11 protein-coding genes and 1 pseudogene are annotated in these 16,353 nt (G+C 59.5%); 5 read left to right on the top strand and 7 right to left on the bottom strand.

Annotated elements, in window-relative coordinates:
- Nucleotides 1-80: 80 nt before the first annotated feature.
- Entirely contained in the window at nucleotides 81-590 is a 510-nt protein-coding gene (locus ACF3NP_RS00060; protein ID WP_239357105.1) for a hypothetical protein, read from the bottom strand.
- Nucleotides 591-834: 244 nt separating this feature from the next.
- On the opposite strand from ACF3NP_RS00060, the gene ACF3NP_RS00055 reads away from it, so the two are divergent.
- From ACF3NP_RS00055 to ACF3NP_RS00035, 5 genes and pseudogenes are all read left to right on the top strand, one after another.
- The gene (locus tag ACF3NP_RS00055) at nucleotides 835-1,158 is read left to right on the top strand and encodes a helix-turn-helix transcriptional regulator (protein WP_181889102.1); all 324 of its coding nucleotides are present in this window, start codon (nucleotides 835-837) and stop codon (nucleotides 1,156-1,158) included.
- Nucleotides 1,159-1,708: 550 nt separating this feature from the next.
- A complete protein-coding gene (locus ACF3NP_RS00050) occupies nucleotides 1,709-1,969 on the top strand; it encodes a helix-turn-helix domain-containing protein (RefSeq protein WP_236883441.1) in 261 nt (86 codons plus the stop codon).
- A 30-nt stretch (nucleotides 1,970-1,999) separates the two neighbouring features.
- Nucleotides 2,000-3,349, top strand: coding sequence for an IS256 family transposase (locus tag ACF3NP_RS00045; RefSeq protein ID WP_181889445.1), 1,350 nt, complete (start codon nucleotides 2,000-2,002; stop codon nucleotides 3,347-3,349).
- A gap of 46 nt (nucleotides 3,350-3,395) precedes the next feature.
- A pseudogene (gene istA, locus ACF3NP_RS00040) lies at nucleotides 3,396-4,280 on the top strand (IS21 family transposase); the annotation flags it as partial.
- A gap of 535 nt (nucleotides 4,281-4,815) precedes the next feature.
- On the top strand, nucleotides 4,816-5,583 hold the full coding sequence (locus tag ACF3NP_RS00035) for an ATP-binding protein (RefSeq protein WP_181889444.1): 768 nt from the start codon (nucleotides 4,816-4,818) through the stop codon (nucleotides 5,581-5,583).
- Between the two features lie 278 nt (nucleotides 5,584-5,861).
- On the opposite strand, the gene ACF3NP_RS00030 is transcribed toward ACF3NP_RS00035, so the two are convergent.
- From ACF3NP_RS00030 to ACF3NP_RS00005, 6 genes are all read right to left on the bottom strand, one after another.
- On the bottom strand, nucleotides 5,862-7,532 hold the full coding sequence (locus ACF3NP_RS00030) for a metallophosphoesterase family protein (protein ID WP_392398743.1): 1,671 nt from the start codon (nucleotides 7,530-7,532) through the stop codon (nucleotides 5,862-5,864).
- A 94-nt stretch (nucleotides 7,533-7,626) separates the two neighbouring features.
- On the bottom strand, nucleotides 7,627-10,650 hold the full coding sequence (locus tag ACF3NP_RS00025; RefSeq protein WP_181889105.1) for a DUF6923 family protein: 3,024 nt from the start codon (nucleotides 10,648-10,650) through the stop codon (nucleotides 7,627-7,629).
- 111 nt (nucleotides 10,651-10,761) lie between these two features.
- Entirely contained in the window at nucleotides 10,762-11,685 is a 924-nt protein-coding gene (locus ACF3NP_RS00020) for a prealbumin-like fold domain-containing protein (RefSeq protein WP_181889106.1), read from the bottom strand.
- On the bottom strand, nucleotides 11,685-12,485 hold the full coding sequence (locus ACF3NP_RS00015) for a class C sortase (protein WP_375713418.1): 801 nt from the start codon (nucleotides 12,483-12,485) through the stop codon (nucleotides 11,685-11,687). Before ACF3NP_RS00015 ends, ACF3NP_RS00020 begins: the two co-directional genes overlap by 1 nt.
- A gap of 238 nt (nucleotides 12,486-12,723) precedes the next feature.
- Nucleotides 12,724-14,187 (bottom strand): SpaH/EbpB family LPXTG-anchored major pilin, encoded by a 1,464-nt coding sequence (locus ACF3NP_RS00010; RefSeq protein WP_181889108.1) that lies wholly within the window; start codon nucleotides 14,185-14,187, stop codon nucleotides 12,724-12,726.
- 503 nt (nucleotides 14,188-14,690) lie between these two features.
- Complete coding sequence (locus ACF3NP_RS00005) at nucleotides 14,691-16,334, bottom strand: metallophosphoesterase family protein (protein WP_392398742.1); 1,644 nt, start codon at nucleotides 16,332-16,334, stop codon at nucleotides 14,691-14,693.
- Nucleotides 16,335-16,353 lie beyond the last annotated feature (19 nt).

The raw sequence follows: 16,353 nt of genomic DNA, 5'->3' as shown, positions 1-16,353 counted from the left end.
CCCACCTACGAGCAACCAGTCCTCACCATCCAACACAGCTGCGACCTGGTGTAGCCCGGGGTACACGCCGCCCACCATGCCTATGCCGCGCTCGCCGCGTTCTCTCTGATGTATGTCCGGACTGCACCTTGCACACGTGCTCCCCCAAGCATGTAGGCATCTGCGAGCGCTTGCTTTTCTGAGCAATCTGGCTCTCTGACGAGGACACCTACGCGCGATGTCTGATCGCTCAGCCCTAAAATTCCTGCGTTGATGAGGTCCCTCAAACCAGCTGCCTGAACGTACCTCCGACCCCCTGGGGCAAGCCCCAACGCACTGGCATCCAACAGTCCGAGTTCAGCCGGGAGCAGCCGATCAGCGTGGTTGAAGTACTCCGCTTCAACAAAGCCGATATCCCGAGCAACGAAAGCCTGATCCGTACCGAAAAACTCAACAAACTCGTCGGACACATAGCGCGCCAACGCTTGGGCAAGCATGAGATTGACAGTCCCCTGCTCATCCAGAGCCACGCAACCGCTTTCAACGACACGCGCGATCTCATCGAAATCAGAGCGAAAGTAGTCGGCAGCCTGCGCTAACGTAACCCTCATCTCGCTTGCCCTCCTTTCTGGCCTCTCGGCTCAAGTGGAACTCAGCTTAAACGCTTGAGCTGCGTCTTTCTAGTCCCCTACTGCTGCACCCACCGCGGAATCAAGCGGTCCGGCGCGGGGCTTCGGCGGTGGGAGGCTCGAGCGCGGGCGCGTCAGTGCCAGCCCGAAGCATGCTAGCCGTTGCCCCAGGCGGTCAACTTCTGTACCATAAATGATACAAACCGTGACAAGAAGGGGGAGTCCTGTGAGCGATACATTCAACGCACTGCTGCGGGCACAAACAGAGAAGGACCCAGCGTTCGCTGAAGTCTATGAGCGTGAGCTGAAACGGATCCAAACCTACGACCGGATCGTCAACACGATTGAGGAGCACCGCGAAAATCTGGGGCTCACCAAAAAGCGCATGGCTCAAGATTCCGGCATCCCCTACTCTTCCGTTCGCCGGTTGCTTACCTCGTCTGGGCGTGAAGTGAATCCAACTGTTGGCACGCTCGCGGACTTGGCAGCATCTGTAAATCTACGTCTCACGCTAGAGCCTGATGCTGAACGCTTGGAAACACATTCGTAGGTTCACGTCCGAGCAATATAACTCGCAACCAGGCTAGCCGGGGCAAGAGACCGAACTGGCCGACCGTTTTCGTCGGGCCTGAAGTACTCGTCTCGAAGCTCACTTAATTCCACATAACGGCTCTCCGCGAATACCTCGCCATTCGGCTTCGAATCTGCGTCGATGACGGTTAACAGTGGCCGGTCCACGTTCTCCGCAAGAACATCGAGCACGCAGAACAGGCGGTAGTGCACGCCGTCGATCCTCGCCCTCACCTCATACATCCCAGTGCAGGTGCCATGCATTGCTTCCCACTTACCACCACCAGCGAACTTTTTCGGAGGAGCCTCTGCTACAGCAGCGAGGACAGGTAAGAGCTTCCTCGCTGCTTTATTTGGCCACGCGGCAAAGGTTTCAAGAGACGGCTGTTGCGACCGGCTAGTTGGTAGCGGTGTGGTGACTTTCGGGTAGCGGTTTAGTGGGTTTCCGGTAGCGGGGTTGGCGGTGGCGGGTGATGCTTTCGGGTGGTTGCACCACAGGGGTGTAGCCGGTTACCGGAAGGAGTCCGCTGATGACGGATTACCGGGCGGTGATGAAGCTGCTTGTGCAGCAGCGTTCGTACCGCCAGATTGAACAACAGCTCGGGTGCTCGCACCGCACGATTTCCCGGTCGAATCAGGTGCTTCGATCCCTTGGGATTCGCACCGTCGACCAGGTTTTGGCGTTGACGGATGATGAGCTCGACGAGTTATTCGTAGATGGGCGCAGTACCGGCCAGGGCGATTTCGTCCCTATCGATTTTGATGGAGGGTGTCAGGAAGTTTGTGTGTGAGGCTCTGATCTAGAAGGAGTTTCACCGATAATGACTACGGTGTCACCGAAGAAAAACCATGACCCGGCAAAGGTCAACGAGATCAGCGAGAAGCTGATGGAAAATCCTGAGCTTGCCAGCTTGATAAGCGAGCTGTCGACCTCCGCTGATGATGCCAGCGAGCTGGTCAAAGGCCTACTGCAGGCATCGATCAACGCTGGTCTACAGGCGGAGATGGATGCGCATTTGGGCTACGGCCATTCTGACCGCAAGACCAAAGCCCAGGTGGAAACCGCGCAGAGCAGCAATCACCGCAACGGGTCGTATACCAAGACCGTCAATTCTGGCTACGGCGCAGTGGAAGTGACTGTGCCCAGGGATCGTGCCGGCACGTTTGCTCCGAAGATGGTGCCCAAGGGTGCACGCCGACTGACTGAGCTCGATGACATGATCGTCTCGCTGTACGCCGGCGGGATGACCGTGCGTGATATTCAGCACCATCTCGCGACCACGCTCGGGGTGGATATGAGCCCGGATACGATCAGCACCATTACCGATGCGGTGTTAGACGAGGTCATGATCTGGCAAAACCGCCAGCTTGACGAGTTTTACCCGGTGATCTTCCTCGACGCGCTACGCGTCAAGATCCGTGACGGCCACCGCGTGGTCAACAAGTCCTGCTACATGGCGGTTGGTGTCGACATGGACGGCATCAAGCACATCCTGGGATTGTGGATCGCGGAAAATGAAGGCGCTGCATTCTGGGCATCGGTGTGCGCGGACCTGGCCAACCGTGGTGTCCAGGACGTGTTCATCGTGTGCTGCGACGGGCTCAAAGGCCTGCCGGAAGCCGTGGAGGCAACCTGGCCGAATTCCATGGTGCAAACCTGCATTGTGCACCTGATTCGGGCTGCGAACCGGTGGGTGTCCTACCAGGACCGCAAATCTGTCTCCCGGGCGCTGCGTGAGGTCTACACGGCCGCCAACGAGGACACCGCACGTGCCAGCTTGGATGCGTTCGAGGCCAGTGAACTCGGCCGGAAATACCCGCAGTCGGTCAAAGTCTGGCGCGACGCCTGGGAGCGGTTCGTGCCGTTCCTGCAGTTCCCGCCGGCGGCACGCCGGGTGCTCTACACCACCAATTCGATCGAGTCGCTCAACGCTGAACTGCGTAAAGCTACCCGCAACAGGGGCCAGTTCCCGAACGATACTGCGGCGCTGAAGACGCTTTGGCTGATGATTTGCAACATCGAAGACAAGCGCGCTGCGCAGCGAGCGAAGAAAGCAAAGCGCGACGTTGAGTGCAACGGCTATATTGAAGGAGCGACAGCCACCGGGTGGAAACAAGCCATCAACCAACTAGCCGTGGCTTACCCCGACCGATTCGCGGACTACTTGTAAACCAAACCCCCGCACACAAAGAATCGGACACTCTCATTTTGATGCGGTGGTCAAAGCCCGCACGGGGCGTAACAAGCAGACACTGCAAGTGCTGTGGGCGCGCTACACCACCACACCTGCTTTACCCGGCCAGCTCCATTACAGCTACGACCGGTTTCGCCAGTTGGTGGCGTCTCATGTCGATGCGGCCGGTTTGACCGCACGCATCACCCACACACCGGGGCACACCATGCAGGTGGATTGGGCAGGCACCAAGATGCGCCTGTTAGACCCTTATGGCGCACCGGGGGTGAAGGTCAGCGTGTTTGTCGCCTCAATGCCGTATTCCGGGATGATTTTTGCCCTCGCATGTCCGGATGAGCGCCAGCATTCCTGGCTTGATGCCCACCACCACGCGTTCGCCTACTTCGGGGGCGTGCCTGAGGTTGTGGTGCCGGATAATGCCTCGACTGCGTCGAACGCGATCAGCGCGGCGGATCGAAACCGCAAGGTCAACGACACCTACGAGCAGTTTTTGGAGCATTACAACACCGCAGCACTGCCCACGAGGGCGAAACGGCCGAAAGACAAAGCGAATGTCGAAGCCGCAGTCAAGATCGTCACCCACAAGGTCATCCACGCACTCGATGGCCACCAGTGCGTCGACCTTGACGAGCTCAACACGCGTATTAAACAGCTGATTGGCCAGATCAACCAGGCGGTACCGTTTCGTCACCAGCAGTCAAGCCGCAAAGACATTTTCGATGCGCATGAAAGGCACCTGTTGACAGCACTTCCCGATACCCCGTGGCAGCGCACCGAGTGGAAACGCGCCAAGATCGCCCCAGATTTCCACATCACCGTAGCTAGCGTGCGGTACTCCGTGCCGCACCAGCTCGTTGGCCGCACTGTCGATGTGCGCATCACCGGGCAAGTGCTCACGGTCTTCGATGGTGGCCGTGCCGTTACAACCCACACGCTTGCCCACACCCGCGGGGCGTATGTCACCGATGCCGACCACATCCCGGCGAATATGGATCACACCCAGGGACTGTGGACGAGCGATTACTTCCTGCGCGAAGCCCAAAAGATCGGGCCGGCGACACGCACCGTCATCGAGGAAATGATCGCGGCGAAAGCAATCCCGGCCCAGGCGTACCAATCGTGCCGAAACGTGCTGTCAATGGGCAAACACGCCAACAAGCTCGTGTTGGAAGAAGCATGTAAGCGCTTGGTCTCCTCCGACGGGACCCGCCGGGCGGTGTCCTACACCGCGGTCAAAAACATGATGGCCGCCGTACGCAAAGAAGCCGCAACCCGACCACACGGCTTCGACCAACCGGCACCGGCCACACCTGGGCACCGGCCACACCTGGGCATCGGGCCCACGCACCCGCCGCTGCCACACGCGACACCAGCGGCGCCTACCTCGGTGGCGCAGCACAGTTCAGTCTGGACAACCTCATCAAGAAAGGAACCACAACGCCATGACCCCACCGACCCCGCCTCAAGAGCGTTTCCTCGACGAATCCGTCCTCGCGGACTTCACAGCGATGCGCATGACAGCCTTCGGCAAAAGCGTCATCGACATCGCCAACGACCCAGCCTTCGACACGTGGACCTTCTCCCAAAAGGTGCTCTACGCACTCGACAAAGAAGTCGCGGCCAGACGCGAACGCCGCATCAACAAACTGCTCAAGGCATCACGATCGCCAAACCCCGATGCCTGCCTCGAAGACGTCGTCTACGCACCTGACCGCAACATCAACCCAGAACAAGTCAGCCGACTCGCTCACGGACAATGGTGCCACCTGGGCCAAAACATTGTCATCTTGGGCAAATCCTCAGTCGGCAAGACCTACCTCGCCCAAGCACTGATCACCGCAGCATGCCGCAACGACTACTCCGCCAGGTTCTACCGCACCGACATGCTTGCCGCGCACTTCGCAGTGATGCCACTCGACGACCCAGCCCGGCTCAAACTCACCCGCGAGCTGATCAACGTCGACGTGTTAGTCCTCGACGACTTCCTCACCACCCCAGTCGATGCCACCACCGCACACCTGCTCTTCAACATTCTCTCCGAACGAGAAGGCAACCGATCAACAATCGTGACCTCACAGTTCACCCCGCAAGACTGGTACAGATCCATCCCGGACGCCGTCATCGCCGAATCCATCCTCAACCGACTCGTCGCTGGCGCCGAAATCATCACCCTCGAAGGACCAAACATGAGACTGGAAACTAACCAGTAACCCCACAAAACGCCTGAGCAGGGACCGCTACCGGATCCCCACTCAAGCGCTACCACAAACTCACCACACCGCTACCATTCCGATCTTCTAAACAACGGCACTGCACCATCATCAGGACGCATGAAGAACTCAACCGAGTGCGATGCGTCGGACGAAAGCCGCGGTGTAGCCCTTTCGCGCGATTTCAACCGTTTACGTTTCCCCACCATTCCCCCTTGATGTTGGGGCAAACTTTAACAAACGCTGCGTCGACGCGCAGCCGAGTGTTCCCCTCAGCGCTACCGGAGCCCCGGGAGCAACCCGCGCAGCTGATCGCCGAACTGCGAGGCGACGAACGCGAAGGCCCCGCCGAGCGCGGCCACGATGCCGATGACCAGGGCGGCCTTCGCACCGGCAGAGGATCCCTCCACCGAAACGGAATCAGCATCTGCCTCCGGGGTGGGCTCTGCCGGGGGCTGCACCGGAGGCGTCGATAGGCGGTGCTGCTTGGCAAAGTCCTGGTACTTAATCATCTTCGCCTCGCCGTCGGGGTTGAGCAGGCTATGGCCGTCCTTGAAGTCCCAGGCCTCGACGCGGATGCGATCGTCGTAGACCTTCACGCGCAGGCCGGTAGCGGCCTTGTCATCCACAATCTCCTCGTCGTGGTCGCCGTCCGGCAAGTACTCGTTGAGGATCGCGCCGGTGTTGACCACGGGAAAGCCGATGGCGCCTTGCGGGGTGCCGTCGTAACGCCTGGTGCCCCACCAGTTGTTCTGCTTCAGCGAGGAATGCGAGTGGCTGGTAAACGCCACGATGTCGTTGTACTTGGACAGCACGTCCGAGATGGCCTGCTCGTCCTCGAAATCGTTCTGGTACCAGGCGGAATGGCTCATGGACACGGTCCCCGGCAGCAGCGGGTGCGTGAACACCAGCGCGGTCACGCCCTGCTTATCCCAGTGCGCGAGGCGCTCATCCAGCCACTTCAGCTGCTCGGCGGAGATGCGCTGGAACGGCTCCTTGCCTCCGCGGTCGACGTCCGAGTAGTACTCCGTGTTGATGGAAATCAGCGGCGTGCCATTCACCACCACCTCGTTCCACGGCCTCTCCTGCCCGGAGTATTTGAGGAAGCGCTGCATGTGCACCTCCGAGGATTCCTTGCCGTACATCTCGTGGTTGCCGATAGTCCACAGCTCCACGCCCGAATCATGCGGGACCTCCTTGCGCGCGGCGAGGAACTTGTCCCACTGCTCCTGGCTGCCGTTATCCACCAGGTCGCCGTTGATCACCAGCGCGCCCGCCTTCTCCGGCATGGCGTTGAGGCGCCGGACGGCCAGCTTGAAGTCCTCCGGGTCGTCCTGCGTATCGGAGATGACGTCGATGACGGTGTTCGGCTTCTCCGCGGCCTGGGTGAACGGCGCGCGCACCGCGACGTTGTCCACGGCCCACCAGTAGTCGTCGTTGCCGCCGAGGTAGCTAAACGTCACCTGCATCGTCTTCGCACCTTCCGGCACGTCGAGCTCGAAGTACTCGTGGGAGGAGTAACGGTTGCTAGTTAGCCTATCGACGACCTCCGGTTCCCCACCATCGAACCCCACCGCAACCAGTGCGGTTTGGCCCTTCTTACCCTGCCGGTAGTGCTGGTCGAACTCGAGGGCGACCTTGCTCTGGCCGGCGACGTCGATCGGCTCGGTGGTCATGCGCGCATCCATGGAGTCGCACTCGGCGAGGCGCTGCTGCTTCGAATCGATGATGGCGAACTGGTCGTGCCCCTGGGTGAAAAAGTGGCGCTCGTCGGTGCCGGCGGCCCAGGTCCAGTGGCGCACATCCGAGACGGTCCAGCCGTTCCAGCGGGCCTCGCCGGAGGACACGCCCTCGACGTCCTGCGACCAGCCGTCCGGCAAGTCGTGCGTGAAGTGGGCGGGGTTGTCCACCCCGTCGAAGCTCTGGAAATAAGTGAAGCGGGGCGCCACAGGAAGACGGCGCCAATCGATTGAACCCGAGCACGACAGAAGGCGCAACGAGCTGCTCGCCATGTGGGCACTGGGTTTGAATACTGTCGGTGGGTTACGTCAGGCGCGCTAGAGAGTTTCTCCTTGCCACAATCGCACCGATCAACAGGAGAATCGCGCCGAATAGCGCGTGAGCGCCGACCCCGTGCCCGCCCGTGGCAGGGAGATTTCCTTGCCTAACGTTGGCAAGTTCCATCGATGCTGAAAGTCCGTCAATCTTCACTGAAGGGACCGCGATCGGTGGAGTAGACGACCAGGATTCAATGCCGTTCCTGTCCTCGAGAAACTCGACGGATTTACCATCCTCCGCTGCACTAATGCGGAAGACTATGGGCGCGGTCAGAAGGCTATACCTAGAGCCGTCGGCGGCTAACGGGGATCGGGTCTCGAACAGACGGTAAATCCTTCCGATCTCCAACCCATCCACTGCCTTATAGATTCCTGAAGCACTGTCTTCGAAAATAAATACATTGGGGTCGGATTGCCACGTTGAGCGGTCCCAATTCATTTCGTTTTCATCTAGAACTCCATTATTGTCGGCTGTAACGTCAAACAGCACAAACTCCGCACCGTTTAAAGGCACTTGACCTCCGCCTGAATCGACTTTCTTGATTTCAAAAGCGACCTTTTCAGGTTCCGGCTTAGGGCAAGCTGCTTCCGAAGAGTTGTTCCCCGGGTTCGAATCCTTGTCGTTATTCACAATTTCCGCGAGATTCGGGCCACATTTGCCCGTCGTTGAGTTTGCTCGCACGTACAGCCTCAACCACGCATTTGGCTGCATTTCCGGCAAACCGATCTGGAATACGTAGCCTTCGCCTGCATACTTTCTGTAAGATTTCGGGTTTCTGATGTTTTGGCTTTGCCCTTCGGACGCCGCCGTTCCGACCAGGCCAAACGTTCCCGGCTCGTACACCTCGGGTAGGTTCTCGATGAGTGTAGATCCCGAATTGTATGTGCGACCATTTCTAACCTCAATACGCCAAATGTCGCTGTACTTTTCAGCGTCCGGCAGGTTACTCAATTGCGCGTAATCTTGAGCCGTCTCTGGGTCATCTGGTGAAAGTCGCACTTTCCTCACAGACAGATCGCTTTCAGGCGTGGGGTACTGCAGGCCGTTACTTGCCGCATCAGTGTTATACGAAAATGGGGCTTCATCGAGAAGCTGTTCGACTCGGATAACCGGATTATCGGGGTACTGAATACTAATCTGAACGGTTTTGACGGAGCTGTTGCTTTTTCCACCCACACCGAAACCTAGATTACCGTTTCCGTATGTCCAAGCTTTTCCCCAGGTGGTTTGAACCTTAAGTTTCTCTCCATTGAGAGCCTCTGCACGCTCACCCTTCACTTCATAGTAATCAATTTCACCTGTATCTAGATTGATTCGCTCCATAACGGGAACCCCGTTAGGAAGGCTAAGTCCGGGTTTGGCGTTGTACGCGCCCGTACTGACTAGACCCCAGGCATAATTTGGCGCGGATGCAAGCTGGGCATAGTCCTCGGAAAGGGCTAGCACTGCATTGCCATTGTTGGTCATCTTTTCCACCGGGGGTAGCCCCGTAGAAAATTTCTGGTTGTCGGGCAGGGCGACTCTGTAGAGCTGTCTAGTACCCGAAGTTGCGGAGTTTGATACGTACAGATAGCCGTTATAGATGACACCGGAGTTCAGAAGTTCTGCGTCGTTATTCTTGGTCGCGCCTTCATTCGGAAGAGTCACTCCGGTCAAGGGACCTAGATTGGTCACTGCACCCGACAGCGGGTTGATTTGAAGAAGGTGTGCAGCGGGGAAGCAATCTTTGTCGGCTCCCCGGTACTGACTGACCGCATAAAGCCAGTTATCCGCGGGGTTATAGGCCAGCGCGTTGTAGATCCACTCGCTCTTACCCAACTGCTGGAATTTATCGGATCCCTGCTTCTCAAGGTTTAGTACAGTTCGGACCATTTTCCCACGATCAGTTGTCCCTCCGTTAGCATCTTCCGACGTAGAAACGTAGATGCGAGTTCCCGCCTGCTCCTCGGGCGTCAACGTTCGAGCTGGTTTCGGGTCGTTCACGAAACTTTCTGCAGGGCACTTGTAGTACACTTGGTTGCCCCACATTCGTACATCGTAGGTCCCCTTTCCAGGTCCTGAAAGATCGAGTTGCACAACGTCCCCGGAGCTCAACACGACGTCTTCATAGTTAGGCACCAACTCAAACTCAGTCTCGTACGACTTGTTGGCAGAGTTAAGACGCCTGAAATCTAAATTGGCCTTATCAAGCGTTCGGGAATAGATAAGCTTTCCATCCCTGACGACACTCATCCGGAGAGGGCCAGCAATGTCAACGGTGTCTGAATTATCTTTCTTCTTGCTCACCCTTACCCTGGTTATTCTGTAATTTCGCGTACTTTCATCAATGGTGAACTCGAGATGCGGATTCGAATTCGGGAAAGTCACTTGCAGATTCTCGACGTCAAGCGAAGAGTCCGAATAGCCGCTAACGCTCGCACGCGCCATCCCCGCGCCCTCCGGATTCACGGTGGCGGCGGCTTGGTCGATGCGTCCGTACCCGGTCTCCGAAAGTTCGCGTGCCGTCGGAACCTCATCCGGTTCCGCAATCGCGTACTCGCCGGCCTCGGTGGTTTCGACCTCGATCTCGAGCTTCATCGGCGGAATCGTCCAGAAGGCGTCCTCGTCGATGCCGATGACGTCGAAGCCCTCGCCGTTGACGTAGCCGAAGTACTGCGGGTCCAGCTCCTCGCCGTCAGCGACAACCTTCACAATGCGGGTGATATCGCCGTCGCCAATGCGCTTCACACCCCAGATGTACTCGTCAGACGCCTTGCGCCCGGAGTCCCACGGGTTGTCGTCGGTGTCGCGGATGGTGATGTGGTCAACATCGCCGTCGCGCTCGACCGTCACAGAGTTCGGCTCGACCACGACCGGCTTAGGCGCCTCGGAAGACGCTTGAGCAGAAGTAGGCGTCTCCGCCGTAGTCGTCGTGGAAGCTACGGTCTCGGCCGTCGCACTCGTCGTGGTTTCGGCGCTGGTCTCCTGCGCGTCCACCGGGTACGAACCCAGACCAGCGGCAAGCGCCACGGAGGCAACCACGGCAGCGATGCCACGGAGCGAGCGACGCGTGCGCGAGCTAGCAGTTCGCGCTGCAGGCTTCAAGATGTTTCGCATAATCGTTTTCCTAAATCCGCTGTCTTACCGTGATTGCTCTTCGTTTTTGCTGCCTCGGGCCAGGAAGAACCCGACCAGGATCAGCAGGCCGCCCAGGCCCGCCGCCCACAGGACATTCGCGCCGGTGTAGGCCAGGTCGCCGCTGCGTTCCTTATCCGCCGGCGGCTGCGTCACCGTGGTGACAGAACCGTTCGGCTGGGTGGTCACGTACGTCGACGGCCGGGTGGTGATCACCGTGGTCGAGCCGTTAGGCATGGTGGAGGTGATCGTGGACTCGACCGGGGTGAACTCCGTGGTGCGCTCTGTGGAGGTCTCGGTGGTCTTCTCCGTGGTGTTCTCGGTCGTGCGCTCCGTCGTCGTCGACGTCGATGGTGACGGCGTCGGGGTAGAGGTCGGCGGCTCGCCACCGTCGCTGCCGTCCCACTTGGTCACCACCACGTTCTCATACTTGAACTGGGTGCCACGCACGTCACCGAGCGGGAGGATGATCAGCTGTGGGCTGGACACGTGGTACTCGTGCCCGTCGTCCGGGGCGTCTTCCTCCAGCAGGTAAAGCCCGGGCTTCAGGTTGTCGAAGCCGGCTGCACCCTTCTCGCTCGTCTGCGTGGTGGCGATTGGGGTGAGGCCTTTGGCTTTAGCGTCGTCAAGCGAAAGCTTCTTGGCACCCGCGCGCCCTTCATCCGTGGTGACATCCACGCCCTTGACCAACGACAACTTGAACGTCGCACCGGCGATGGCCGGCGGCTTCTCCCCTGCCGGCACATCGTCGTACGGGTTCGTCGCTGCTTTCTTCACCACCAACGAGATCGGCTGGGTGGTGTCCACGCTCGCTGCGGGGATGTCGCGGTCGTTGCCGCTGATCACCTTCGCATCGGCAGCGGGGCCGAAGAACCCGCACGCAAGGACTGACGCCGCGCCGAGCGCCGCCACAAACTTCGAAGTGCGCATTAGGACAGAACCTCTCTAGTCATGGCGTCCTTGCGGTCGCTTTTCTTCTTCTCGCGGATGATCCACCAGATCAGCGCCAGCAGCACCAGCAGGGAAACGCCGCCGAGGGCCCACATCCACCACTGGAAGGTGGACGTGGATTCGTCGAGAATCTGCGCTTCGTCCGGATCCATCGGCACGCGCTCGGCGTGCACGAGCAGGCGGTGGGTGTTGATGCCGTACGGGGTGCACGTGATCAGCGTGAGCAGGTCGCGGCCGGGCTCGGCACCCAGGCTGTCGGTCTCGTCGGGGAGGACGATCTCGATGTCGTACACCTTGTACTTCATGCGCTCGCCGAACGTGGAGACGTAGACTGCATCGCCGACTTCGACGTCCGCGAGGTCGTCAAAAAGCGATGCCGTAGTCAGCCCGGTGTGGCCGGTGATCACGGAGTGAAAGCCCTCGCCGCCGGTGGGCAGCGCCGAGCCATACAGGTGGCCGAGGCCCTTCTGCAGGGTGTTTTCGCTGGTGCCGTGGTAGACGGGTAGACGCACGTCAATCGACGGGATGGCTAACTGCGACATCGCTGACACCCCCGCCAACTGCGCCTCATACGCTTTGTACTCGGCGTTGTCTTCGCTGATGCGCGCAAGCCAGGGGTCCAGAATCGGACCGTCGGTATGCGCGCGGTTGTAGGCGACCGCAGCCTCGTACGCACGGTTGACCTGCTCCGGCGGTGCCGCCTCGAGCTGGTCTTCGTATGTTTTCGCTACTTGTTCTTGCACGCGGTTATTCAGCTGAGTAGCAACCACCGGGTACATCAGTACCGCCAGGCCGACGAGGATGATGAGGACAGGTAATGCGACACGCTGGAAGAACGACTTCTGCGCCGGCTGCTTCCGGTGCTTCGCCTTCACTGCTGTGGTCACGTTGTTGTCCTCTCTGGGGCCATCGCTTATCGACGACAACCCTTCCTATTCAAAACTGGAGCAGGAATTTAACGCCCTCCTGCTGGCGGGCGTGCGCCCCGGCGGGTCCGGGGCGCCTCCCGGTCAGCGGTTATGCAGACTGGGAGTTGCGACGTGCCGCGTAGACACCGCCACCGATGATCGCGAGACCAGCCAGGGCGATGATCAGAACACCCATGCCACCCGTTCCAGGCAACAGCGGCTTGGTGTTAACAACCGTCACGGTCTTCTGGACCTTTTCGTACTTAACGTCGCCTACCTGCAGATCTTCATTCAGGTCGCTGCGCTTGAAATCGATCACAACAGGCTTGTTCAGCTTCTGGTAGCCCTCTGGAGCCTGCGTCTCCACAGCGCAGTAACGCTTCGTTACTTCAGCGACTTCTTTATCGTCGATGTAGTCCGTAACGTGAAGCGACTTGTTAAACTTCACCAGACCGTCCTGATCAGAAACAATGCCAGTTTCGATGGCATCACCAGTAGTTTCACCGGACTCATCACAACGGAAGAGGTCGAACTTAGCGCCCTTCAGCTTGGTTTCCCCACCATCAGTCTTCACGAGTCGAAGCTCACCAAGGTAGGTCTTGACTTCATCCCAAGGGGTTTCCTTGGGCTTGTCGGTGGACTTGGTGTTCGGTCCGCGAACGATGGAGCGTGCATTGTTGACGATTTCGCCGTCGCCAATCTTCTGCATCGTTGCAGTGAGGTAGACCTTCACCTCTACAGCTTCTTGCTTGCTCACACGATCGAGACCGGCGTCCTTGAACTCGACGGTCTTCGTAGTGTCAGCATCAGCTGGTCCACCTTCGATGGTGCCGTCCACCACGTCGTATTCGGCGGGTGGGACCTCTTTCCCACCAACTTCAACCTTCGTAACCTTCACATCGGTCAGCTCGCTGCCACGGAAAGCATCCTGCACCGCAAAGGAGGTCAGCGTGTTACCGGCCGGAACCACCGGTGCATTCGCGGTAATGGTGTAGTCGATGGTATCGCCGGAGTTCTTGTCTTCATCCTCCACGGACTTCTCGACAGTCGTTTCCGTGTTCTTCGGGTACACAACCACATCATTGATGTTCTTGGTGCCGTCTGCGGTAGTTACCGGAACGCTGACCAGGAAGGCCGGACCGGTGATGTAGTTGCTGTCGGCTGGAACGCCAGCTTCCTTCACGCGGTAAACACCTTCAGGCAGGTTGGTGAACCGCACTTTACCGTCGGCACCCGTCGTGCCTTCTGCCGTTGCGCCACCTTGAACCGGGGTCGCGGCGCTTGCGTCATTAATGTTGTCGGGATCCGGCGTCACCTGTTCGATGGAGAACTTGAAACCTGCGCCGAGATCGGTACCCGGCGCTTCATCCAGAGCACCGCCGTTGTAGTTGCTATTCTCTTGCCAGTTTCCACCGCGCTTGTGCACGGTGAGCGAGTACGCGGTGGTTGCTTCGCCAACAGCGGCGTTCACGTCTGCAGCGAACGCATCTTGCGCCGCGATACCAGCGGAGCCGGCGAAAGTCAGGCCCGCGGCGATGGCGATCGCGGCGGTCTTCTTGATGGCAATTGCCATGGGAAATCCTTTCGGAGAATCGAAGTTCGCTGGGCCCGAGTAGCGGTCAGCGATGGGAGGTTGAGCTGGCAGACGACAAACTCGTCCACACCACCTCTGGGCCCAGCTTGGGCGCCAACGCTGACCATAACGGAACCGTAATTCGGTGTCCATACTCGCTTCACGCGAGCTGCCAAAACCATAAAACGCTGAGAAAACATCAGGTCAGGTTTGCTTATCCGCAAAAAGGTGCCACCCCAAGATTGCTTCGCGTCTACCTCTAGATTTTCCCACGCTTGCCAGCTGTACTGCCGTAATCAGGAAGCGTGAATCCGTCAAAAAGTGAGGTTCTCTCAGTATTCAGAGGCCGAAGGGGGTACAGCACGGGGGTGCACCGCTATCAGCGGGTTAACTGCCCATCCGATCAATGTCCCTGGGCATACTCGACGGGGGTAAGCATGCGGCCGCTGCCCCGTCCGGAATGTTACTAGCAAGATGCCGTTTATCGCCGTCGGGCCAGTGGATCAGCGGATCAGCTCCAAAGGCACTGCCGGCAGGCCGAGGCCACCCAATACTTCCTGTACACGCGGCGCAAGCACCGCGAACGCCCCGCCAATCGCGGCGAGAATGCCGATAGCTACCGCGATCTTCTCGCCGGTGGAGGAACCGCCAGCGGTATCCGTGGGCGTATCCGGGTTGGGCTCGGCTGGGGCGTTGGCCGCGGGCGCCGCCACGCGCTTCTGCTTGGAAAAATCCTGGTATTTGATCATCTTCGCCTCGCCGTCGGGGTTGGCTAGGCCGCGGCCGTCTTTGAAGTCCCAGGCCTCGACGCGGATGCGGTCGTCGTAGACCTTCACGCGCAGGCCGGTGGCGGCCTTGTCGTCCACGATCTCCTCGTCGTGGTCGCCGTCCGGCAGGTACTCGTTGAGGATCGCGCCGGTGTTGACCACGGGGAAGCCAATGGTGCCTTGCGGGGTGCCGTCGTAACGCCTGGTGCCCCACCAGTTGTTCTGCTTCAGCGAGGAATGCGAGTGGCTGGTAAACGCCACGATGTCGTTGTACTTCGACAGCACATCCGAGATGGCCTGCTCGTCCTCGAAATCGTTCTGGTACCAGGCGGAATGGCTCATGGACACGGTCCCCGGCAGCAGCGGGTGCGTGAACACCAGCGCGGTCACGCCCTGCTTATCCCAGTGCGCGAGGCGCTCATCCAGCCACTTCAGCTGCTCGGCGGAGATGCGCTGGAACGGCTCTTTACCTTCGCGGTCGATGTCGGAGTAGTACTCCGTGTTGATGGAGATCAACGGCGTGCCATTCACCACCACCTCGTTCCACGGCTTGTCTTGCCCGGAGTATTTGAGGAAGCGCTGCATGTGCGCCTCCGAGGTTTCCTTGCCATACATTTCGTGGTTGCCAATGGTCCACAGCTCCACGCCCGAATCATGCGGGACTTCCTTGCGTGCGGCGAGGAACTTGTCCCACTGCTCCTGGCTGCCGTTATCCACCAGGTCGCCGTTGATCACCAGCGCGCCCGCCTTCTCCGGCATGGCGTTGAGGCGCCGGACGGCCAGCTTGAAGTCCTCCGGGTCGTCCTGCGTATCGGAGATGACGTCGATGACGGTGTTCGGCTTCTCCGCGGCCTGGGTGAACGGCGCGCGCACCGCGACGTTGTCCACGGCCCACCAGTAGTCGTCGTTGCCGCCGAGGTAGCTAAACGTCACCTGCATCGTCTTCGCGCCTTCCGGCACGTCGAGCTCGAAGTACTCGTGGGAGGAGTAACGGTTGCTAGTTAGCCTATCGACGACCTCCGGTTCCCCACCATCGAACCCCACCGCAACCTGCGCCTGCTGGCCGTCCTTGCCTTGGCGGTAGTGCTGGTCGAACTCGAGGGCGACCTTGTTCTGGCCGGCGATGTCAATCGGTGCGGTGCTCATGCGCGCGTCCATGGAGTCGCGCTCGGCAAGGCGCTGCTGCTTCGAATCGATGATGGCGAACTGGTCGTGCCCCTGCGTGAAGTAGTGGCGCTCATCCGTACCTGCGGCCCACGTCCAGTGGCGCACGTCCGAGATGGTCCAGCCGTTCCAGCGGGCCTCGCCCGAGGTCACACCCTCGACGTTTTGCGACCAGCCGTCCGGCAGGTCGTGCGTGAAGTGAGCGGGGTTGTCCACCCCGTCGAAGCTCTGGAAG

The organism is Corynebacterium lehmanniae, assembly GCF_043161975.1.
Classification (GTDB): domain Bacteria; phylum Actinomycetota; class Actinomycetes; order Mycobacteriales; family Mycobacteriaceae; genus Corynebacterium; species Corynebacterium lehmanniae.
Note: the sequence above shows the minus strand (reverse complement) of the source record. Positions and strands in the feature narration are given on the sequence as shown.

What these genes read in the sequence shown, in the direction of transcription:
- ACF3NP_RS00060 (WP_239357105.1), bottom strand. Translation starts at nt 590, where the DNA reads ATGAGGGTTACGTTAGCGCAGGCTGCCGACTACTTTCGCTCTGATTTC.
- ACF3NP_RS00035 (WP_181889444.1), top strand. Translation starts at nt 4,816, where the DNA reads ATGACCCCACCGACCCCGCCTCAAGAGCGTTTCCTCGACGAATCCGTC.
- ACF3NP_RS00015 (WP_375713418.1), bottom strand. Translation starts at nt 12,485, where the DNA reads ATGTACCCGGTGGTTGCTACTCAGCTGAATAACCGCGTGCAAGAACAA.
- ACF3NP_RS00010 (WP_181889108.1), bottom strand. Translation starts at nt 14,187, where the DNA reads ATGGCAATTGCCATCAAGAAGACCGCCGCGATCGCCATCGCCGCGGGC.
- ACF3NP_RS00050 (WP_236883441.1), top strand. Translation starts at nt 1,709, where the DNA reads ATGACGGATTACCGGGCGGTGATGAAGCTGCTTGTGCAGCAGCGTTCG.
- ACF3NP_RS00045 (WP_181889445.1), top strand. Translation starts at nt 2,000, where the DNA reads ATGACTACGGTGTCACCGAAGAAAAACCATGACCCGGCAAAGGTCAAC.
- ACF3NP_RS00020 (WP_181889106.1), bottom strand. Translation starts at nt 11,685, where the DNA reads ATGCGCACTTCGAAGTTTGTGGCGGCGCTCGGCGCGGCGTCAGTCCTT.